We start from the raw sequence: 22,832 nt of genomic DNA, 5'->3' as shown, positions 1-22,832 counted from the left end.
CCATATGAGGTAGGAGATGAGATATGAACAAGAAAGTGCAATCCAAACATTCTCGAACTAACAAACCAATGCTTCCCATGCTCTTAGGAGTAGTTGTTGTAATCCTTATCGCTGTCATCGTCTTCATTCTAAATGATAAGACTGACAGTACAGAGGGTCTACCTAACTACACCGATGTGAAGGGGAGCATTGTTGTTGATGGGCTGAAATACGAAAAGCAACCTCATCTAGGTAGTCCTGATGCCACAATCAAAGTCATCGAATTCGCAGATTTCAAATGTCCTGCCTGCAAAAATTGGACGGAGAAATATCTGGATACTTTTGTTAAGGACTATGTGGATACCGGAAAAGTTGAACTCTTCTTCATGAACTTTGCCTTCCTGGATCGAGACTCCTATCTTGCCGCTAGTGCAGGTGAAGCGATTTATAAGCAAAGCAACGAGAAGTTCTGGGAATATCTCCATAAGCTATACGCCAATCAAGGTGATGAGAGCAAAATATGGGCCACACAGAAGTTCATTCTAAACTTCGTCAAAAATAACATTGAAGGTATTGATTACGCACAATTCGAGACAGATCTCAAGAATCATACTTACATGTTCGACGTCAAAGAAGACTTCAAGATCGCGGGATCCTACGGGGTTAATGGTACACCTAAATTCATGGTAAACGGAGCCCTGCTTCCGGACTCTTCCTATGAAGGTCTAACTGCAGCGATTGAAGCACAGCTGGCTAAAGCCACTGAATAATAATAGTGCTCATAATATAAAAAAAGGTGTCTTTGCCACATATCCATCATGGCTAAAGACACCTTTTTGCCGTACACACAATCTTTCCAATCGACTATGACTCTACTGCTAATTGGCCCGTATCCATATTCTGAAGCACTAGCTTGCCTTCAAGAGGAGTACCATCTTCGCTAGTAAGCTTTAGCTTGCCCGTGCGGCCCTTCTCAATCAAAGCCTTCACTTGCGCGTCCGTCAGTGTACGCCCATGATTCTCTTTCCAGATCACGAACTTGCAGCCTTCCTTGTAATGAGAGCAGCCGTAGCCTTTTTTACCCATAAATATCATTCCACCGCAGCCGGGACGCGGGCAGCTTCCGATGACCTTTGGACCTGAATTTGTGGATTCCTCTTCACTAATTGCCTTGCGCTTTCTCGGCGCCGCAGGTTTATCGCTGGTTTTACGGGATGTGCTTCCAGCGCTTCGCCCTTTAGCACCTGTATTGACAGAAGGCGTCTCCCCTTCAAAAGAGGTTTTGGACGCCCGAGATTGTACTCGAACTTTATCTACGATCATACAGGCGAATCTTTTTACATTCTCCATAAACTGCCCGTCCGACGCCGTTCCTCTGGAAATTTCGTTTAAACGCCGTTCCCATTGTCCGGTCATTTCCGGTGAAGTTAACAGCTCAATACCTGCACCGCGGATCAGTTCTATAGCTGTTCGTCCTTTTTGCGTGATGGCAATTTTTTTACCCTGCATTTCAATGTATCCAACATTCTTCAGCCGTTCTATGGTCGCTGCGCGGGTGGCCGGAGTGCCAAGCCCTGAATCCTTCATGGCATCACGAAGCTCTTCATCCTCAATCTGCTTGCCGGCACTTTCCATCGCTCGAAGCAGCGTGCCTTCTGTGTAATGCTTGGGTGGCTGTGTATCTTTTTCTTTAACAATAGCCTCACTACAAACCACTTCATCTGCTGGAGCAATAGAGAATGGTTCATTCACTTCAATCTCTTCGTCCTCTTCATCATCCTTGTTCTTACCCTTGGACGACTTCGCTTTATCCTTTTTCTGGTCCGCGTAAATGACCTTCCAGCTGAGGCTTAACAATTCCTTAACTGTGGTTTTGAACTTTTCGTCTTCTATCTCGGTCATCACCGTATGCACTTTATACTCCGCAGCAGGATAGAACTGAGACAAAAAGCGCCGCACGATCAAATCATACAGCTTTCCCTCATCTGCGCTAAGTCCTGATGCTTTACGATATGTAGGCAAAATCGCGTGGTGATCCTCGACCTTCGAGGGGTTGCAGATAAATTTGTTCCCTTTATGAACAAGATTACGGTTCGCACCCTTCACCCATTCATCATAAGCCGTCCCTTGCAGCGCAGATAAGGTCTTATGCATCTCAGGAATATTCTGTTCGGTAACATAGTTAGAGTTCGTACGCGGATATGAGATCACCTTATGCTTCTCATATAACGCTTGAGCGATATCGAGAGTCTTTTTGGCGGAAAAAGCGTACTTTCCATTCGCCTCCCGCTGCAGCAGCGTCAAATCGTACAGCTTATTCGGATACTCTTTCGTTTCCTTAACCTCGTACGACTCAATCCGTCCTGGTTTTCCTTTGACCTTGGCAGCCAGCGCCTCCGCCTTTTCCCCATCAGTCAGCCTGTCACCCTGCCACATACCTTTGTAGGTCATTTCATTCTGTGTAAAATGTCCCTCCACCTCGAAAAACTTGAGTGAGGAAAACGCCTCAATGGTTTTCTGACGGTCATAAATCAGGGCGAGCACGGGAGTTTGAACTCTACCCACAGACAGCAGCACATTATGCTTTGTAGTAAATGCACGTGATCCGTTCATGCCGATGAGCCAATCAGCTTCACTGCGTGCTTTTGCAGCCTTGGTTAGATTCTCATACTCCGATCCATCCTTCAGCTCCTGAAATCCTTTACGAATGGTCTCTGGCGTCAGATCGGAAATCCACAGCCGCTTCACAGGATGCTCCAGCTTCAAATGCCGCTGAATAAGTGAAAAAATATGCTGACCCTCACGCCCCGCATCGCATGAATTCACTAGTAGATCACTTCGTTTAGCAAGATCTCCGATTACGTTCAGCTGATCGATCGTTCGTGCATTTGGAACCAGTTTAAATTGGTCTGGAATAATGGGAAGATCATTAATGTTCCATTTTTTGTATTTAACATCATAAGCATCCGGCTCGGCCAGACCGATTAGATGCCCTATTGCCCATGTAATAATGTACTGCTCCCCTTCAAGATAGGAACGGTAATTTTTGGCCTTCGGTTCTATTGCGGCGGCGATATTCCGCCCCATATCCGGTTTTTCCGCAATAATGAGTGTCTTCAAAAACAATCGCTCCTTACCTTTTCGTTCTTAAGTCCAAAATGCGTCCAGTATTCTATTATAACATTAACCTCGGTTTTTTTTAATGGATAGGTTAGAAGGCTTTGGTAAAATTCAGACTTCCCTTAGACTTTTCTTTGAATTAGAATAGTTTGGTAAACGTTTTTTCATAAATCGGAGGGATCAAACCGTGTCTGAGCATCACAAATTAACAGAACCTTTTACGGACAGAAACGGCCACTATCTGAAGGCAGAATGTGAGAGCTGCTTCGGTTTGTGCTGTGCCGCACTACCTTTTGCTGCTTCGGTAGATTTTGCTAGAGACAAAGACGCTGGACAGCCATGTCACAATCTACAATCGGACTTTCGCTGTGGAGTACATACAGATCTAAGACAGCTGGGATTTCGCGGTTGTACTGTATATGACTGTTTTGGCGCTGGGCAGAAGGTCTCTCAGGTTACTTATGCTGGAGAAGACTGGAGACAAAAAACTAAAACTGCGAAGCAAATGTTCGAGGTATTTCCGATTATGTGGCATTTGCACGAATTGCTATGGTATCTAAATGAATCTTTAAACTTAGAAGTAACTCATACTATCCATGTTGAGTTGCAAACAGCACTCGATGAGACGGAACAGCTCACTTTACTTAGCCCTGATTCTTTACTAAAAGTGAATGTTGACGCTCATCGAGCAAAGATAAATCTGTTGCTGCTGCAAGTCAGTGAGCTTGTACGAACCGAGGCTCGTCGTAAACTAAAAAAAGCATCGAGAACTTTTAACCGCGGTGCTGACCTTATGGGAGCTAAGCTCAAGGGCGCTGATCTTAGAGGCGCTAACTTGAGAGGGGCCTATCTGATCGCTGCTGACCTGAGGGGCGCTGATCTCAGAAGTGCTGACCTCATTGGTGCAGACTTTCGTGACACCGACCTACGAGGAGCTAATTTAGCAGAAGCCCTCTTTCTAACCCAAGCTCAGATAAATGCGGCGAAAGGCGATTCTCTCACGAAATTACCAACATTACTTCTTCGCCCTGATCATTGGCTCTCCCAATAAAATTACAAATCATTTATATCAGCGGTGAATAGAATTCTTTGATTCGAGACATAACCTCCATAATCACTAAGACCTCTTTCCCCGCTGTGGCTCGTTCCAAATACTCTACGCTACCCTGAGCTGCTTGCTTGCCTACTACTACACATAATGGGATCCCGATCAAGCTAGCATCTTTAAATTTAACACCTGCACGTTCATCCCTGTCATCGATCAGCGTCTCAATACCAAGCTTCGTAAGCTGTTCATAGAGACCTTCCGCAACCGCCACTTGCTCAGCATCCTTGACCGACATAATCAAAATATGAACCTGATAAGGTGCCAATGTCTTTGGCCACATCATTCCATCCTCATCATGATGCTGTTCTACAATTGCGGACATTAGTCGCGAGATACCTATTCCATAACAGCCCATGATCATAGGTTGACTTTTTCCTGACCGATCCAAGTAAGAGGCTCCAAGCTTTTCACTATATTTAGTTCCTAATTTAAAGACATGACCTACTTCAATCCCTTGCTGAAAATGCAAAACGCCCTCCAAACAATGCGGACAAACGTCACCTTCTGCTACATTCCGAAAATCTCCCACTTGCTCAAGCGAAAAATCTCTAGCTGGTACAACATTACGGAAGTGATAATCTTTTTCTCCGGCACCCGTAATTCCTTCTGTCATTCCAGCGACCGCCGCATCTACTAATATAGTTAGTGGCAAGCCCACAGGCCCTACAAATCCACTCTCTACGCCAGCTAATGATTTCACAGCATCGTATTCAGCAAGCTTAATCTCTGTCATTCCTAAATATTTGCTCACCTTAATCTCATTGACTTCATGATCTCCCCGCACCACTACAGCAAAAGTCTGTCCGCCTCCTTCATAGACTAGAGTTTTGATAATCAACTCCTGCTGGATATCTAGCTCCTGCTCTAATTGATCAATAGTGCGTATATCAGGAGTATGGAATTTCTCTATCTCCGCTACTTGCATAACAAATTCATTCTTTACAGGTCGCAATGCTTCAGCCTGTTCCAGATTAGCCGCATAATCGCAAGAGGAGCATATAGCAATCGTATCCTCTCCAATTCCTGCCAGCGCCATAAACTCATGGCTGCCCCCCTCACCTCCAATGGCACCGGAATCCGCATGAACAGCACGGAATTCCAGTCCGCATCGCTTAAATATCTGGTGGTACGCATTGAACATTTGGATGTATGATTTATCAAGTCCTTCTGAGCTTATGTCAAAAGAGTAAGCATCCTTCATCAAGAATTCCCTGCCCCTCAGCAATCCAGAACGTGGTCGCCGTTCATCTCGGAACTTGGTCTGAATCTGATAAATGGTAACAGGAAGCTTACGATAGGAGCTGATCTCATTTCGTACGAGTGTCGTTACTACTTCTTCATGGGTAGGACCTAATATGAATTCCCGCTCATGACGATCTTGCAATGTCATCAGCTCTTTACCGTATACCTCATAACGCCCAGATTCTTTCCAGAGCTCTGCTGGTTGCATAGAAGGCATCAACACCTCTTGAGCTCCGGATGCATCCATTTCATCCCGCACAATAGCTTCTATTTTTCGTAGAACACGTCTACCAAGCGGTAAATAGGTATACACCCCCGCTGCCAACTGGCGGATGTATCCCGCACGCAGCAGCAACTGATGACTGCTCGTCTCCGCTTCTGAAGGTGCTTCTCGCAGAGTTGTTAATAACAAATTACTTTGCAGCATCTTAATGCCCTCCTCAAAATTTATCTTTAACGCAAAAAGACACATTCGTCAGGGACGAATGTGTCGTGATACCACCCTTTTTTAATTCCCAGCACCGTATGTTTCCATACTTAATTCGGCAATCCTCGATCGAATAACGGTCGATTCCGGCAACGATTATAAAATACTCTCGCTGCAGCTACCAAGACAGGATACCATCCACACGTATTCGAGGAACCTTTCAGCCGGTGAGTCCCCTCTCTGTTCTAACGCTTCTTGAATCGTAGATTCTTGGTCAATGCTTTTGTCATGTGAATTTCTATTAATTTATATGATAATAACATTCACGTCAAGCAGGATCTCATAAAAAAGAGCCGTCTCTCCAGCAGATGAACTGCTATTGAAACGGCTTCTTTTATAATAATTTATTAGACAAGAACGGTTGATCCCATCAGGTATTTATCTACTTCACGCGCAGCTTCGCGCCCTTCGTTGATTGCCCAAACGACCAAGCTTTGGCCACGACGCATATCACCAGCAGCAAATACTTTGTCCACATTAGTGTTAAATTTTCCGTAACGAGCTTTCACATTAGTACGACGATCTGTCTCAAGCTTAAGCTCCTCAACAATATCTTGCTCCGGTCCATCAAAACCGATAGCTATAAGAGCTATTTGAGCAGGATATACAGTTTCGGTGCCTGGAACAGGTTGATAAATCTTACGACCTGTCTCATCCACGATCCGGCGGATCTGTACGGTGTGAAGCTCTTTCAAGTTCCCCTCTTCATCACCAACAAATTTAGTGGTCATGATCGAGAATTCACGCGGGTCATCTCCAAAAATGGCTTTAGCTTCTTCTTGCGCATAATCCAGAGTATATACATTCGGGAATTGTGGCCAAGGATTAGCAATCGGATCACGTTGCAAAGGTGCTTTTTCATGCGTACCAAATTGAGTGATACTGCTGCAACCATGACGAAGTGCTGTAGCAACACAGTCAGATCCTGTATCCCCGCCGCCCAAAACGATTACGTCTTTGCCTGCTGCGGATACATAGTTGCCATCCTCAAGATTGGAATTCAAATAGCTCTTAATCGTTCCGTTTAAATAGTCCATGGCGTACATAACACCCTTAAGCTCACTACCCTCAACGTTAAAGCGACGTGCCTTAGTAGCTCCACCACAGAGAACGACTGCATCATACTCATCAACAAGCTGCTGAGCAGGAATGTCTTTACCAATCTCTGTATTCACTACAAAATTAATACCTTCAGCTGCTAATAAATCTACACGACGTTGCACAACTCTTTTATCGAGTTTCATAGTGGGAATGCCATATGTTAGCAGTCCGCCGATACGGTCACTGCGTTCAAATACAGTTACTGAATGTCCAGCCTTATTCAGTTGCGCAGCTGCTGCGAGTCCAGCAGGTCCAGAGCCTACGATTGCAATCTTCTTGCCTGTACGTTTCTCTGGAGGATTAGGCACAACCCAGCCTTCTTCAAAACCCTTATCAATAATAGCTAGCTCAATGGTCTTTATAGTCACCGGCTGTCCAATTAGACCCACTGTGCAAGAGCCCTCGCATGGAGCAGGACAAATACTTCCAGTAAATTCAGGGAAATTATTCGTCTTATGCAGACGTTCCAGTGCTTCTTTCCAGAGTCCGCGGTACACCAAATTATTCCACTCTGGAATTAGATTGTGAACTGGACAACCCGAGGTTCCACCAGCCATATCAATTCCTGTATGGCAATAAGGGGTTCCGCAATCCATGCAGCGCGCTCCTTGTGTCTGAAGCTCGTCCTCGGATAAATGATGGTGGAACTCCTCCCAGTCTTTTACCCGCTGCTCAGGATCCCGATCACCTGGGAGCTGCCGTTTATACTCCATAAAACCTGTAGGTGTAGACATGTTTACGTTTCCCCCATCCGTTCTCTTCGTGTTGAAGTATAGTACATTGTAGCATATTGCGGCTTCGTATGGTTGTGAGCAGCGCAATGAAGTACCTGCACATTCTATACCTTTACATTATCATTTCTAATTTTAATTATAGTAGCACTCATCACTTTTGCACAGTAATGGATTAATCTACTGTTTTTTTGTACTATTTCACATGTTATGTCAGAAAAAACGTTTTATTGCTATTCCGTACGTTCATAAACAAGAAAACGGTAATCATACGGATTCTTTTCGTCACGAATTCCCTTTTTATTGGAAACCTCTTTCCACACACTCCAGTCAATATCAGGAAACCGGGTATTCCCTTCAAAATCCTGTTCAATTTGCGTTAACATCAACTTGTCTGCATATGGCAACATCAGCTTGTAGATTTCCGCACCACCGATGACCATCAGCTCATCGTCTTTTCTACCCTCGCTGAGAGCTTCCTCAAGCGTGTGTACAACCTCTGCACCTTCAGGAGTGTAATCAGTGTCTCTTGTCATAATTAAGCTCGTTCTGCCCTTTAAGGGCTTGCCTCCAAGCGAGTCCCACGTTTTGCGGCCCATAAGCATTCTCTTGCCTAATGTTTCTGCTTTAAAATATGCGAAATCCAGCGGCAAATGCCAAGGCATATCATTATCTTTACCAATGACATGATTGGTGCCCATTGCCCATATTAAGGTAATACTCATAAAACACGCCCCTTCCTACATACAAAGATCCGAAAAACTTTATTTATAACCATTAAGTTAAACTGCGATCGGAGCTTTGATCGAAGGATGTGGATTGTACCCTTCAATGACTAGATCCTCCAGCTCAATATCAAAAATGGACTCTTTCTTTGAATTAATAACCAATGTAGGCAATGGTCTTAAGTCTCTTGATAATTGCTCTTTTACTTGCTCAACATGGTTTATATAAATATGCGCATCACTAATGCTGTATACAAACTCGCCTACTTCTAGTCCACACTCATGTGCTATTAAATGTGTAAGTAATGAGTAAGACGGGATATTGAAGTTTGCTCCAAGAAAGGAATCCGCACTTCGTTGCAGCAAGTGACAGCTTAATTTACCATTTGCAACGTAGAACTGGAACATAACGTGGCAAGGCGGTAACGCTGCTTTACTTCCTTTTGCCCCAGCATTTATAACGTCTTCTGGGTTCCAAGCGCTGACAATTAAACGTCGAGAATCAGGATTGGTTTTGATCTGATTAATGACGTCTTGTAATTGGTCAATGGATTCGCCAGTAGAAGAAGTCCAATTCCGCCATTGCTTACCGTAAACATTTCCTAGGTCGCCATGTTTCGCTGCGAACTCATCATCTTCTAAGACGCGATCGCAAAATGCTTTCATCTCTGCTTGATACACTTGATTGAAATCTTCATCAACTAAACAACGATTCCCAAAGTCTGTCATGTCTGGACCAGCATATTCATCTGATTCAACCCATCTTTTGAAAGCCCACTCATCCCAAATATGATTATTATGTTTCAATAAATAACGAATGTTGGTGTCGCCTTTAATAAACCATAATAGCTCACTTGCGATTAAACGGAACGGTGTACGTTTTGTTGTAAACAACGGGAAGCCTTTTGATAAATCAAATCGCATTTGATAACCAAATACACTAATTGTACCCGTTCCGGTACGATCTTCTTTTTTCACACCATTATCTAAAATATATTGTAGAAAATTCAAATAGGTTTGTTCTAACTCATTCGTCAATTTACTGCACCTCCGTAATATTTCACCTTATATATTATATCTGAAAAATTCGATTTTTGTAGAAGGTTAGATACTTTTTAAAATATATTTAATATTGGCTACATATTCAATCAGTACTCAGGTTTCAGATGTTGGTGTCAGTAGAAAATAAGTTTTAGGTTTTAGGCTGACACTAGAAATTGAAACAGCGACAGCAAAGGACGAGTAAAGAAGTCCTAGACTGTCGCTGGTCATTGAACTAACGTTTCCCGTTAGTTCAATAGTCTTATGTTTTAATTAGAGTCGCTGCTTATAGTTGTAAGGCTTGCCGAACACCTAATGCAGTGACGTCCCGACGGGCTTAGGGGGCTGGATGTGGTCACTCGCTTCTCAGAGTGACCCGGAGCGTCAATATGGTGTTAGCCGAAGGAAGTTCTGGAAGCAGCCATCGCATTTAAGGCGTTCTCAAAATAGCTATATACTTCATCTGCAATTCCCAGAAACTCTTCAACAAGTACATTACTATCCAAGTAACAAGCATACAGATAATCAACTAAAGCGGAGTCAATCTCACAATAGTTTAATATGGCATTCTTCATCTTAATAATGTCATCTTGCCATACACCTGTATCTTCTAAAACCAAAGAGTATAATGCACGAATTAATCTCTTAGAGTAACCTTTAATATATCTAGTTTTCATTGTGTTATCATTAGCATTAGAAAGTAAACTATGTATACGATCTACTTCCTCCTTGGTCTCTGTATTTAAGTCTAAAATGAACTCTGGAGAAATAATTATCGGTGGTACTTTTTCACCAACGTCATGACCATATATGCAAACACAAATTATCTTTACCCAAAAACCCCACTCATTTGGTTTACTTAATACATCGTCAATCGAGCAAATTATCGTATCAATCTTAGTTACTACTGGATATTCTTCCAAAAGCCTGTCTTTAATATTTGACAATCTTTCGTAATCAATATCTTTGGGATTTACACATACAATAGTAAAGTCTGCATCTGACTTAAAAGGTTTAGCAGTTCCTTTTGGAATCGAGCCACACATATAAATGCTATGAATCTTACCTTTAAATTCGGTAAGTATATTATCTATATACTTATCAACAAAATCCTTATATTCACTTTGTATTACAATTCTATTTATAACTTTTTCTAATATCATATAGACTCCTCCTAAACTAAGAACTTCTTTCGGCTAACGTCTTTTTGCGAACTTCGTAAATTCGTCATGACTTAAGTTATTCGCGAAATCATTCAACTATCCTGCCCGTTAGCTTAATGAAAAGAGCAGGATACCGAAGCACCTGCTTATCAATGTGATGTATTATTCAACTATCGTGTCCCGTTAGTTCAATGAGTTCATGGAGGAAAAGTTATTTCAGACCTTCATTTTTCGTTTCGGAACCCAGAACCTTCCCTGTCTTGTCCATATACAGTTTTGTCATCATACCGTACTTGTTCTGCCCAATCACTCCAAAAAACAAGGCTTGATGGTCTTTTATAACGTTGAAATGATATCCTTTAGCCCATCCTTCCCCTGGTTTGACATCGTTTTTAATCGCAATCTGCACCATATTAGGTGAGTCAAGTATGAGATCACTTTGTGGAATAATTTCAAAGTCTTGAATGTCTTCTTGTACAGTTCGCATAATCGCAATCTTACCTTTTTTTATGTTAATGATTAAAATTTGATTTCTTTGACCATTTCCAAAGAGCAAATTCCAAACTTCTCTTTTGCCATCAATACCAAGAGTAGATGGTGGTGTTGAGCTTGTGTCACCAACACTCGTGATTGAGATTAGATTCGCCTGAGCATCCCATTTTCTTGATTCTGTAAGACCGATCTGGAAAGCGTCTACTAATGTGATCCCTGAACTGGTGGATGCTGTGGCTTTACTCATTACATTAATGCCGCTTAACAAGATCAAAAAAATCAAAACGCCTCTCCGTAACATTGAACAGAATCCCCCATAAATGTTTGGATTATTTTCCGCATAAATGATTGAATTATTCTGCCCAAAGTTTAATCACTTTCCATTGTCATTTGCAGTACGTAGATACATAGCAGTAGACTCATACTGCTTACTAGCGAATTCCAAAAGAACTCGTTTTGAGGGTTCCAATTTAAAAAACTACCAGTTGCCTTAAACTAAAAATAAAGTCCTAGACCTGTTGGTTTATTGAACTAAAGTTACCATTCATTTTACTGATTTGGCTACCTCAATCATATCCTTCTTGGACAATTGGCTACTATCCATCTCAATATAAGTACCATCTTGCACCCACCGCAAACATCCCCCTAGTGTTCCATAATCAAACCTCGCTTCAATTCCGTTCAATTTAACAATCTCACCACTCGTATCAAAATTAAAATTCTCTTCTATAACTCTGGTCACACTTGTTTTACTACGAACATCGATTATTGTTTCAGATCGCTTGCTTTTGTATCCTATTGCTTTATGCTGTTCAATCCCAAACATATACGTGCTTCCCGATTTATCGAAGTAATGGAGTCTAACCTTCGTAATTAGTCGGTCAGTACCAAGAGGATACGGTTCCTTGATTTCAAATTTCCAACTCGTTAAGGAGTAATGTGGGGTAAACAGCTTAAAATCCGTTGCACTTTTTAATTGATTCAATCCAATATTTGCAAAAGCTTTCATAGGATTTAACAACGATATTGTTGTTAAGAACAAAATTAAGACCAGTTTCTTCAGAACCATCATTAGCACCCCCGCATGCGTTTATTCGTGTAGAGTTTCCCAAGAATGGTGTCTTTATCAACGGACGGACTTGTTTAGCAATCCTGCCCGTTAGCACAACGAAGCTGCCGATTCATGTCGGCAGCTTCGTCCTGGTATTATTGAGCTATAGTTTCCCGTTAGCTCAAACTATGTGTCTCGTTATAATTCACTTATCTTAGTCACGATAAATCCTGATTCGTAATTATGATTGAATGTGATTGTATACATCTTGTTTTTCTTGTCTCTTTTATTTTCTATAACTCTTTGGACCGTTGCCAATACATCTAATTCCTTAAAACCACCCTCGACTTCTCTCATATCCGTTACTTGAAATGGGTCAAACCAGTAAACGTATTCTTTTCCTGTCTTCAAGTACCCTTTTTCTTGTAGGGCTAGAAGTGTCCTTCTTTGCAACTCTGTTGTTAACATACGTTCCAGTTGTTCTTCTCTTGTTTGAGGAAATCCCCATAAAGCGATCCATTCAATCGAATCTTTTTCTTTAGACGCTTCGCCATTCGCTGGAGCAGCACTTGCTGACTGAATGGATAGTATAGTACCAATGGAAAGGACCAGAATGGACATAAATTTTCTATTCATATCATCACCTACCCATAATTTCCCCAGTTGGATTTGTTTTATGTGTACAAGAAATTGTTCCGTTATCCTGCCCGTTAGTTGAACAAAGGGCTACCTCTCGGCAGCCCTCTCATTATTGAACTATAGTTTCCCGTTAGCTTAATGGATGATTTTAAATTTCATAATAATCTTGCCCTCTAAACCCATTAAAAGCGGAAAGAAGCCCACAAAGACGAAGTCGATCTTGATCGATTAAATGTTTGCCGTAAGCCTTAACAAACTGCTGGGAATAATCTTCATTCCTCAGATTAAATTGTAGTGACCATAGTCCCCAGAAAATGTCATAATGGCGATCACCTATACCACCATACCCAACATCAATGTATCCTGTCATTTTAAAATCCTGAAGTATTAAGTTCGGCAAGCAATAGTCTCCATGAATAACAACTCTTTCTTCTACGGCACCCTTGAACAAAGAGATCATATCTTCGTATGCAATTTTGATATTTGTATATCCCAAATACCTAAGAAGTCCCTTTTCGACTCTGCCCTCACTATAATTCCTCTCTGCACGTATAACCATTTTTTCTAATCCGTTCGTGATCGGACAATCCTCAGTATTGACTCGATGTAACTTTAAGAGGCTTAAAGAAAATACTTCAGATAATTGCCCAGGCTCTTCAAGATATTCATCACTTGCTGCATCAGTACCAGCTAACCGTTCTGTTACAAGATAATCATTTGTTTCATTTGATATGTAATGCACTACTTTTGGACATCCTGCAAAATTATATAAAAACTTTGTCATTATGGCTTCACAATACATTTGATCTTTAGGTGTGACTTTAAGAAAATAAGCATGAGATGTTCCTTTAATGTGATATACAGATGATCTTGATTTGTTCTTTATGGTTGTTACGTGTGCATCGATGAAGTATTTTCGTAATTCTGTGGGAAAAGAGATTTCGTATCTAGAATATATTTGGGGAGTAATCATTGTTTTTCCTCCATATGATTTCGATTTCTTTGATAGAAGATATTCGATGGTTCATTCCGTTATCCTGCCCTTTTGCTTAATAAAACAAGGAACAGCTGCCGAGGCAAACTGTTCCTTGTTTCGTTCAACTATAGTTTCCCGTATTATCTAATCTAAACCTCATCAAGTTCATCCCTACATCCAAATGAGGTCCTACGTACGGGATTGTTTAAACATCAACATCAATATGCGAAGGTGGGCGGCCGGCGCAGCTAACCCAGTTCATTTTTCATTTCAGTAAGAACATGTTGTCTATACGTATCGGTTTCTTTGTATACGTGACTTATCAAATCATTAATGTCTATTGTGGCATTGGTTTTATTGAGTGTTGCAAGATATAAATCAATGTAATCTTGAGGTTCTTTGTTTACGGTATAATTCAAATACTCGCTTAGAGCTTGGTCAGTACTATCTCCGAAAATTGCTTCGGCAGTAAAAAAAGAGTCATAAAGTTTTGGAAGGTTCTTATCGAAATCGACCAGACCCTCGTACTCATATAGTAGGCTCTTTTCTAATCGCTCTTCTATTTTCAACTTCTCTTCGACTGAAGAGAAAGTTATACCTTTTGTTCTAGAGTGAAGTTCAATTTGGAATTTAAGTTTTGAGCCGAGAAGTGTGGTATGTTCTGCTAAGGACCCAGATACTTTTGTGAAAGTCTCAAATTTATTATCCCATTTTTCCCCTTCCAAGTTCTTAGCGTCTTGCAGAGTCCAAACTACCTGCGCTAATATGGTGGTGATTATGCTAGTAATGATAACGGTAATAGTAGTGCTTAGCGCAAGTTGCCGCCAGGGTTGATTTGACATATTAGATCTACTTGTCGATATTTTTTATGGTATTAATTATCCCTGATTCAGAATTGGTTACCAAGAAAAGAAAGCTGATTTGGTTCCATGTAATTTCGATTTCAGGGCAACTGGCGGACATCTTCCTTCGGTGAGTTATTAACGTAATCTGCCCGTTAGCTTAATTATGCGTTCCGAAAGTCCATACAATTATGAAGTACGTCTCGATTCCTTCAATCCTCTATAATTTGCACATTCTTAGCTGTCCTACTCTGAGAATCAAATATACTCGGGAACTCGAATAGGTCGAATGCAACTTTTTGATCCTCTTTTAGAAAACGAAAGCCGTTCGGTAACCTAATAGGGTCTGGTGCATTTAAGCACCCCCTCTGTCACTTTATTAAGTATCATGGAGATTGAGCTTTTCAGCTCTAGCGGTAAATAAAAACTGCTGGTGCAACCAATTTTTGCTTACTTTGGTTTTGATGGATGTTTTATACTTAACAGGTTCACCGATTTTTCTAAGGATGTGTATTCGTAACTTGCTAGATACTCATGATTTTCTTCAATAAGATTCCATATATTCTCATCATTAATTGTTATTTTGAATTGTTGTTTTGATTTAGCAAAGGGGTCAGTAGCGGTTATCCAGTATTCCTTTCCCGTTATACCCTTATTAATAATTATCAAATATGACGTTGTGTTTGATTTTGCTGTTGAGTTACATCCAACCATCAACACTAAAATGAGTAAGTACAAACATACTTTTTTCACCTCATTTCACCTCATTTCACCTCACATTTTCTTGACCCAGATTTTGATGTGACATCCATTCTTGGTTGGATCGATACCTTGCGATTTCTTTATAAGATTCGCTTCTGCTGCCAGAAGTAGAGTATAGTTGGATTAGTTTAAAATATATTCCAGGAGGCTACAGCCATGTCACAGGAGATTTGGATTAACCTGCCGGTCAAAGATGTTGAGAGGTCAACTGCCTTTTTCAATGAGATTGGATTCCATGCGGTGAGCGTTGGTAACGAGAGAGCCAAGCTTGCCATAGGCCAAACAACGATCCTGCTGTTCCCAGAGGCGGCGTTTGAGGAATTTACAGGTTCAAAAACCGCAGATACTTCCCATAGTGCAGAAGTAATATTTTCCATTGGCGCTGAAAGCAGAGAAGAAGTAGATGCCTTTATTCAAAAAGCAGAGTCCGCCGGAGGAAACATTTTTGGTAAGCCGAGTGAAATTGACGGCTGGATGTACGGTGCTGGATTTGCCGACCTGGACGGGCACCGCTGGAACCTGCTGTACATGGATGAGAGCAAAATGCCGAAACGCTAATACGAAAACGCCGGTAACCTGCTTAAGGTTACCGGCGTTTTTTTACACCCCTATACTCTTATATATGTAATTAAAATCAAATCGTTGCTTAGAAGAAAATAAACAAAATTAACATATTTTTAACTAACCTACCCGTAAACTTAACGCTGTTCGGCGGTATCTGCCTTCTCTAAAATCACTAATGAATAAACAGCGGCACCACATTCTCCACCCATTGCACTTTGATTTATTACTTACCAGCCATTTTCAAGTAGTGCATTTAATTCATTGAGATTATTGTTCTTTCCACTAGTGTAATATACAACGATAGCTTTTTGCATTTTTCAAGTCACCTTCCCTCTCGACAGTCTAGAACTTATTTTTTCCGTTTGCAACATTATATCCATCTGACAATTGTATTCCTATCAGGCAACTTCAGCGTTACTCTGATATCCTTAACTCTACTCTAACCCCATAAGCACGAAGGGAGGCTTGTCCACCCACTGGGAAAGTGATCATAGGCGATGTATGTCCAAAGTCCACGTCCGCAATGACTGGAATGTCAGAGAGCTCTTCTTTCGAAGCTATGATCTTGGTCAACAGATCCTTTGTCATGCGTGATCCTTGTTGGAACCTGCCTATAACCAAGCCTTTAACATGTTGAAAGTCAGGCTGATGAATTAGAGACTGTAAATCTCTATCAAAGGTTACAGGCGATGATTCATAATCATCCTCTAGGAATACTATCGAATTCCTTAAACTAGGCATATACTCCGTACCATGTAAAAGATTTAAAGTACAAAGGTTCCCGCCGATAATCGTCCCTGTTGCTTCTCCGTCATTGATAATGTATGGACCTTCATTTCTGATAAATATGCGGTTCTCCTGATCCAAATACCACTCATCATCACTCCAATGCTTAGATGGCCTCACCAAAATTTCTTTGTTGTCCATCATCAGCTTGCGGAAATATTGGATTGTATATTCATTGTCATGGAGCATCGCGAAGCTCGAAAAATGCGGTCCGGAATATGTAACTAATCCTGTCTGAGCATATATTGCATTACTTAAAGCAGTGATATCCGAATACCCGCATAAACGTTTAGGATTCTCTGCAATGATTGAATAATCGATATGACGTAACAGCTGATTGCTATTAAAGCCACCAATGGTCGTAAGTATCCCTTTAACATTTGGATCTAAAAAAGCTTCATGCAGATCCTCTATTCTAGATTCAATAGAAGAGGAAACAAAATCATCCTTCTCAAAGGAATTTACAGAAAATGATATCCGAAAACCTAATTTTTGGAGCTGTTCTTTGGCAATCTTCCTTTGTTCAGCAGCGATTAATGACAGGCTTCTGGCAGGTGAGATAATTCGCAGCTCATCACCAGGCTTTAACTTATTGGGTTTCAACATTTTGTCCTCCCTATAATAGAATCATTCAATTTGTTTCATCTCCTCCCATTATATCTCTTTTCAAAAAAGTGGAAAACTCAAAAAGGCGAAACGCAAATGCGTTCCGCCTTTCTGTGCCTGCTAGAGCAATTTGGTAGAGCTATTATTTCATTACGTGAATAGGGTGACCTTCAACCAATTCAGCAGCTTCCATGACGATTTCGCCAAGGGTTGGATGCGCATGAATAGTCAAAGCGATATCTTCAAGTGTTGCGCCCATTTCAATCGCCAAACCAAGTTCAGCGATCAAGTTGGAAGCTTCGATACCAACGATTTGTGCACCAAGCACAAGATTGTTCTCGGAGTTAGCAACAATTTTGATGAAGCCTTCTGGGCTGTTCAAAGATACTGCACGGCCATTCCCTGCGAATGGGAACTTACCAGCTTTCACTTTGTAGCCTTTGTCTTTTGCTTCTTTCTCAGTCAAACCTACGCTAGAGCACTCAGGATCTGTGAACACAACAGCTGGGATGACTTTGTAGTCAACAACAGATGTAAGTCCTGCGATCGCTTCTGCAGCAATCTTACCTTCGTAAGAAGCTTTGTGAGCCAAAGCCAGACCTGGAACAACATCACCAATAGCGAAGATGTTAGGGATGCTAGTGCGTCCTTGGTGATCAACTTTGATCAATCCGCGATCGTCGAGCTCAAGACCGATCAGGTCTAGTCCAAGTTCACCATCAGTGTTAGGACGACGGCCTACAGTAACAAGCAAGTAATCCGCAGTAACTTCTTTGGATTCGCCACCAACAGAATATTTCACGGTAACTTCCTTGTCGTTCTGTACAGCACTTTCAGCTTTCGCATTGGTTACGATTTCGATGCCAGTTTTGGCCATGTTTTTCGCAACAAGACGAGTCATATCTTTATCGAAACCTGGAAGAACAGTATCCAGACCTTCGATGATTGTTACTTTAGTACCGAATTTGGAGTACATTTGGCCAAGCTCAGCTCCGATGTATCCACCACCGATAACGATCATGCTCTTCGGAATTTCTGGAAGCTCAAGAGCTTCAGTCGAAGACAGAATACGTCCACCGAATGGGAAAGGCTTAAGTTCGATCGGACGGGAACCTGTAGCAATGATACAGTGTTTGAAGCGATAACGTGGGGATTCATGTTCATTGAACACACGTGCTTCTGTTTCACTGATAAACATGCATTCGCCGTTAAATACTTCAATTTTGTTGCCCTTCATCAAGCTAGTCACGCCGCTAGTCATTTTCTTAACTACGCCGTTCTTGAACTCTTGAGTTTTGGCAAAATCCACTTTTACGTTCTCAGCAGTAACACCGAAAACTTCACCATGCTTAGCAGATTCGAACTGATGTGCAGCAGCAATCAGTGCTTTAGAAGGAATACATCCACGGTTCAAACATACACCGCCGAGTTCCGATTTATCCACGATGAGGACTTTTTGGCCGAGCTGGGCGGCACGAATTGCCGCCACATACCCACCAGGACCTGCACCAATGACCAATGTGTCAATATCTAGAGAAGCGTCTCCTACTACCATAATTATACCTCCATAACCAGCAGCTCAGGATTATTGAGCAGCGATTTAATGTAGTTCATAAAGTTTTGAGCAGTCGCACCATCGATTATACGGTGGTCAAAGCTGAGTGACAACGCCATTACAGGAGCAACTACGATTTCACCATTCTTCACAACTGCTTTTTCACTGATGCGGCCAGTTCCGAGGATAGCCACTTCAGGGAAGTTGATGATTGGAGTAAAGAACATACCGCCAGCAGAACCGATGTTGCTGATGGAGATCGTGCTACCCTTCATTTCGTTAGCAGACAATTTACCGTCACGACCACGAACTGCAAGGTCAGTGATGCTGCTAGCGATCATCCAAATGCTCTTACGGTCAGCATCTTTGATAACTGGAACGATCAAACCGTTCGGCGTATCAGTAGCGATACCGATATTGTAGTATTTCTTGTAGACAATTTCGCCTGCTTCTTCATCAATCATAGCGTTTAGAGCTGGGAATTGACGGGAAGCTGCAACTAGAGCCTTAACGATGAATGGAAGGTAAGTAACCTTAACGCCTTTTTTCTCAGCGATAGGTTTCATACGTGTACGGAACGCTACCAGTTCAGTAACATCTACTTCGTCCATAATTGTAACGTGTGGTGCAGTGTAAGCCGATTTAACCATCGCGTTAGCGATCGCCTTACGAATGCCCTTGTAAGGTACACGTTCTTCTTCAAGACTAACGTTACCACTCGCTGCTGGCGCTGCTTTAGCTTCAGCTTTAGCAGCCTTCGGAGCTTCAGAAGCTGCCGCCGCAGGAGCCGCTGTTGCTGCAGGTGTTGAACCACCTTTCAAGAACGCTTCAACGTCTTCACGGGTGATTTTGCCGCCTTTTCCAGTTCCGTTCACTTTGGAAATATCCACTTTTTGCTCACGAGCAAATTTACGAACGCTTGGTGTAGCCAATACATCACGGTCAGGAGCCGGTGCTGCACTAGCAGATCCACCTTGCTTAGCATCAGCAGGGCTAGTTGCTGCAGGGGAAGAAGTTGTATCTGCGCTTCCTTTTGCTGCATCTGCTTCTGCGGAAGCATGACCTGCTTGTTCAGGAACGTCACCTTCTGCAGCGATGATAGCTACAACATCGCCAACGCGGCATACTTGACCATCTTTAGTCAGAACTTCCAACACAGTACCGTTTACTGGACAAGGAACTTCAACTACTGCCTTGTCATTTTGAACTTCCATGATGATATCATCATCGGTTACTTTGTCACCGGCTTTGATATGCATTTTGATGATTTCACCTTCATGCAGACCTTCACCCAGTTCTGGGAACCGATATTCAAAGTTCGCTGATTTAGCATTCGTAGGAGCTGGTGCAGCAGGTGCAGGTGCAGCTGGAGCTTCTTCAGCAGCATGACCTTCTTGCTCAGGTACGTCGCCCTCAGCTTCGATAATAGCTACAACTTCGCCAACACGGCAAACTTGGCCATCTTTAGTCAAAACTTCCAACACGGTACCGTTCACTGGACAAGGCACCTCAACTACCGCCTTATCATTTTGAACTTCCATTACGATATCATCATCCGTTACCTTGTCACCGGCTTTAATATGCATTTTGATGATTTCACCTTCATGCAAACCTTCACCTAGCTCAGGGAATCGGTATTCAAACTTTGCCACTTTGAAAACCTCCTTGTGAAATTGGGACTGATCTTATGGTTAGAATTCAGAAGAAGAAACGACGTTGTCATCCTTTATGGATGACAACCGTTTCTAATAGAAAAATATTTTAGAAATCCAATACTTTCTTCACGCCTGCGATAATACGCGCAGGGTTCGGAAGCCATGAATCTTCAATTTGTGCGAATGGATACACTGTGTCTGGACCTGCGATACGAAGCACAGGTGCTTCCAAGTGCAGCAATGCTTTTTCGTTAATTTGTGCAATAACCTCAGCAGCAACACCGGAGCTCTTTTGAGCTTCTTGTACTACGATAGCACGGTTAGTCTTCTTCACAGACGCCACAATAGTGTCGATGTCGATTGGACTTACAGTACGAAGGTCAATAATTTCAACGTTAATGCCTTCTTTTTCGAGTTGCTCGGCTGCTTTGGTAGCTGTATGTACCATCAGCCCGTAAGTAATGATAGATACATCAGCACCTTCACGTACTACGTTAGCTTTGCCAAGTTCAACAGTGTATTCACCTTCTGGCACTTCAGCACGGAATGCATGGTAAAGGTTCAAATGCTCCATGAAGAATACAGGGTCATTGTCGCGGATAGACGCGATAAGAAGTCCCTTAGCATCATATGGGTTTGAAGGAATTACTACTTTAATACCCGGGCTTTGTGCAATCAAACCTTCGAGTGAATCTGTGTGAAGCTCAGCAGCCTTAACTCCGCCACCAAAAGGAGTACGGAATACGATTGGAGCATTATATTTACCGCCAGAACGCCAGCGCAGACGTGCCGCTTGAACAACGATCTGATCAAGTGCTTCAAAGATAAAACCTACGAATTGAATTTCTGCAATCGGGCGGAAGCCTTGTACACCAAGACCAAATGCCAAACCACCGATAGCGGACTCAGCTAGTGGTGTATCAAAAATACGATCTTCGCCAAATTCCTTTTGCAGCCCTTCCGTTACACGGAAAACGCCACCTACATTACCAACATCCTCTCCGAAGATAAGAACGTTAGGGTCACGATTCAGTTCAACGCGCATCGCGTCGCGGATCGCTTCTTTCATATTCATTTGTGCCATTGCCTGATATCCCCCTTATTCAAAATCGGCTTTTTGCTCTTCCAGATGTTTAGGTGTTACTTCGAACATGCTGTCGATCAAGCCAGGTATAGTCATTTTTTCGGTTTGTTCAGCTTTTTTAATCTGCTCGTTAACTGTAGCTTTCGCTTCATCTTTCACGCGCAGCGTATCTTCTTCAGTCCAAAGACCTTTCTTCTCCAAATACTTGGCAAGACGGTTGATTGGATCCTTTTCACTCCATTGTCCTTCTTCTTCTTTCGAACGATATTTACTTGCATCATCAGAAAGGGAGTGTGGACGGAAACGGTAAGTTACAGCTTCGATCAATGTAGCACCTTCGCCATTACGTGCACGCTCAGCAGCGTCACGAACAGCACTGATTACTGCAAAGATATCCATGCCGTCAACCTTGATTCCCGGAATACCAGCTGCAACCGCTTTATGAGCGATCGATTTGGAAGCCGTTTGTTTTGCGAACGGAGTCGTAATCGCGTAACCATTGTTTTGAACAAAGAAGATAACAGGCAGTTTAAAGCGACCAGCAAAGTTCAAGCCTTCATAGAAGTCGCCTTCAGAAGAACCACCATCACCAGTATAAGTAATTGCAACACTCTTTTGTTTCTTCAATTTAAAGCCCATTGCGATTCCTGTAGCGTGCAGGATTTGCGCGCCGATAATAATTTGTGGCATCAATACATTAACGCCATCAGGAATAGCTCCACCATGTTGGTGTCCACGGGAATATAAGAATGCTTGGTACAATGGAAGTCCGTGCCATACTAGCTGCGGAATATCACGGTAGCCTGGGCATAAGAAGTCTTCTTTCTCCAATGCGTACTCGCTACCAATCATAGTAGCTTCTTGACCGGATACCGGTGCGTAGAAACCAAGACGGCCTTGACGACCAAGATTTACTGCACGATCATCCCAAGTACGGGTAAATACCATACGATACATAATTTCTTTCAGTTGATCGTCGGTTAAATCAGGCATTTTATCCTTGTTGATAATTTCTCCATCCGGGGAAAGTACCGTTAGAGCCTCGACGTCCTCTGTATACACTTCATAAGGAACTTTACTCATTATCTTCACCTCAATAAAAAAATTTGAATATCAGCTGCCT

General features: G+C 42.2%; 20 protein-coding genes. 3 read left to right on the top strand and 17 right to left on the bottom strand.

Going from position 1 to position 22,832, the window contains the following annotated elements; genetic code table 11:
- The first annotated feature begins 23 nt into the window (after window positions 1–23).
- Entirely contained in the window at window positions 24–749 is a 726-nt protein-coding gene (locus NSS67_RS16920) for a DsbA family protein (RefSeq protein ID WP_339314494.1), read from the top strand.
- A 94-nt stretch (window positions 750–843) separates the two neighbouring features.
- On the opposite strand, the gene NSS67_RS16915 is transcribed toward NSS67_RS16920, so the two are convergent.
- Window positions 844–3,099 carry a DNA topoisomerase 3 gene (locus NSS67_RS16915; protein WP_339314492.1) on the bottom strand — a complete coding sequence of 752 codons (2,256 nt, stop codon included), beginning with the start codon at window positions 3,097–3,099 and terminating at the stop codon, window positions 844–846.
- 187 nt (window positions 3,100–3,286) lie between these two features.
- Here NSS67_RS16915 and NSS67_RS16910 point away from each other — a divergent pair, with 187 nt between their 5' ends.
- The gene (locus NSS67_RS16910) at window positions 3,287–4,150 is read left to right on the top strand and encodes a pentapeptide repeat-containing protein (RefSeq protein ID WP_339314491.1); all 864 of its coding nucleotides are present in this window, start codon (window positions 3,287–3,289) and stop codon (window positions 4,148–4,150) included.
- Window positions 4,151–4,163: 13 nt separating this feature from the next.
- On the opposite strand, the gene NSS67_RS16905 is transcribed toward NSS67_RS16910, so the two are convergent.
- The 11 genes from NSS67_RS16905 to NSS67_RS16855 form a co-directional block, all read right to left on the bottom strand.
- Complete coding sequence (locus NSS67_RS16905) at window positions 4,164–5,876, bottom strand: proline--tRNA ligase (RefSeq protein ID WP_339314490.1); 1,713 nt, start codon at window positions 5,874–5,876, stop codon at window positions 4,164–4,166.
- A gap of 407 nt (window positions 5,877–6,283) precedes the next feature.
- Complete coding sequence (locus NSS67_RS16900) at window positions 6,284–7,771, bottom strand: glutamate synthase subunit beta (protein ID WP_339314488.1); 1,488 nt, start codon at window positions 7,769–7,771, stop codon at window positions 6,284–6,286.
- A 230-nt stretch (window positions 7,772–8,001) separates the two neighbouring features.
- Window positions 8,002–8,493, bottom strand: coding sequence for a dihydrofolate reductase (locus NSS67_RS16895; protein WP_339314487.1), 492 nt, complete (start codon window positions 8,491–8,493; stop codon window positions 8,002–8,004).
- Between the two features lie 57 nt (window positions 8,494–8,550).
- Window positions 8,551–9,531: a thymidylate synthase gene (locus NSS67_RS16890; RefSeq protein WP_339314485.1), complete on the bottom strand. Its 981-nt coding sequence runs from the start codon at window positions 9,529–9,531 to the stop codon at window positions 8,551–8,553.
- Window positions 9,532–9,929: 398 nt separating this feature from the next.
- Window positions 9,930–10,697: a nucleotidyltransferase domain-containing protein gene (locus NSS67_RS16885; protein WP_283908869.1), complete on the bottom strand. Its 768-nt coding sequence runs from the start codon at window positions 10,695–10,697 to the stop codon at window positions 9,930–9,932.
- A 211-nt stretch (window positions 10,698–10,908) separates the two neighbouring features.
- The gene (locus tag NSS67_RS16880; RefSeq protein WP_339314483.1) at window positions 10,909–11,436 is read right to left on the bottom strand and encodes a hypothetical protein; all 528 of its coding nucleotides are present in this window, start codon (window positions 11,434–11,436) and stop codon (window positions 10,909–10,911) included.
- A gap of 297 nt (window positions 11,437–11,733) precedes the next feature.
- Window positions 11,734–12,261 carry a hypothetical protein gene (locus tag NSS67_RS16875; protein ID WP_339314481.1) on the bottom strand — a complete coding sequence of 176 codons (528 nt, stop codon included), beginning with the start codon at window positions 12,259–12,261 and terminating at the stop codon, window positions 11,734–11,736.
- Between the two features lie 177 nt (window positions 12,262–12,438).
- Window positions 12,439–12,876, bottom strand: coding sequence for a hypothetical protein (locus tag NSS67_RS16870; protein WP_339314479.1), 438 nt, complete (start codon window positions 12,874–12,876; stop codon window positions 12,439–12,441).
- A 151-nt stretch (window positions 12,877–13,027) separates the two neighbouring features.
- Window positions 13,028–13,852 carry an aminoglycoside 3'-phosphotransferase gene (locus NSS67_RS16865; protein WP_339314477.1) on the bottom strand — a complete coding sequence of 275 codons (825 nt, stop codon included), beginning with the start codon at window positions 13,850–13,852 and terminating at the stop codon, window positions 13,028–13,030.
- A gap of 251 nt (window positions 13,853–14,103) precedes the next feature.
- On the bottom strand, window positions 14,104–14,697 hold the full coding sequence (locus NSS67_RS16860; protein ID WP_339314475.1) for a hypothetical protein: 594 nt from the start codon (window positions 14,695–14,697) through the stop codon (window positions 14,104–14,106).
- Between the two features lie 450 nt (window positions 14,698–15,147).
- Complete coding sequence (locus tag NSS67_RS16855) at window positions 15,148–15,417, bottom strand: hypothetical protein (RefSeq protein ID WP_339314473.1); 270 nt, start codon at window positions 15,415–15,417, stop codon at window positions 15,148–15,150.
- Between the two features lie 198 nt (window positions 15,418–15,615).
- Here NSS67_RS16855 and NSS67_RS16850 point away from each other — a divergent pair, with 198 nt between their 5' ends.
- Window positions 15,616–16,017: a VOC family protein gene (locus tag NSS67_RS16850; RefSeq protein WP_339314471.1), complete on the top strand. Its 402-nt coding sequence runs from the start codon at window positions 15,616–15,618 to the stop codon at window positions 16,015–16,017.
- Between the two features lie 420 nt (window positions 16,018–16,437).
- Here the strand turns inward: NSS67_RS16850 and NSS67_RS16845 are convergent, their stop codons facing one another.
- From NSS67_RS16845 to pdhA, 5 genes are all read right to left on the bottom strand, one after another.
- Window positions 16,438–17,415, bottom strand: a complete 978-nt coding sequence (locus NSS67_RS16845) for a S66 peptidase family protein (protein ID WP_339314469.1) — start codon at window positions 17,413–17,415, stop codon at window positions 16,438–16,440.
- 142 nt (window positions 17,416–17,557) lie between these two features.
- Window positions 17,558–18,970, bottom strand: coding sequence for a dihydrolipoyl dehydrogenase (gene lpdA, locus NSS67_RS16840; protein WP_339314468.1), 1,413 nt, complete (start codon window positions 18,968–18,970; stop codon window positions 17,558–17,560).
- 2 nt (window positions 18,971–18,972) lie between these two features.
- Window positions 18,973–20,622, bottom strand: a complete 1,650-nt coding sequence (locus NSS67_RS16835; RefSeq protein WP_339314467.1) for a 2-oxo acid dehydrogenase subunit E2 — start codon at window positions 20,620–20,622, stop codon at window positions 18,973–18,975.
- Between the two features lie 109 nt (window positions 20,623–20,731).
- Window positions 20,732–21,709 (bottom strand): alpha-ketoacid dehydrogenase subunit beta, encoded by a 978-nt coding sequence (locus tag NSS67_RS16830; protein WP_339314465.1) that lies wholly within the window; start codon window positions 21,707–21,709, stop codon window positions 20,732–20,734.
- A 15-nt stretch (window positions 21,710–21,724) separates the two neighbouring features.
- The gene (pdhA, locus tag NSS67_RS16825) at window positions 21,725–22,792 is read right to left on the bottom strand and encodes a pyruvate dehydrogenase (acetyl-transferring) E1 component subunit alpha (protein WP_042188812.1); all 1,068 of its coding nucleotides are present in this window, start codon (window positions 22,790–22,792) and stop codon (window positions 21,725–21,727) included.
- Window positions 22,793–22,832: the final 40 nt, after the last annotated feature.

Origin of the sequence: Paenibacillus sp. FSL R10-2734, from assembly GCF_037963865.1 — a bacterium.
In the GTDB taxonomy this organism is placed as follows: domain Bacteria; phylum Bacillota; class Bacilli; order Paenibacillales; family Paenibacillaceae; genus Paenibacillus_AQ.
This window is presented reverse-complemented; position numbering and strand designations above follow the sequence as displayed.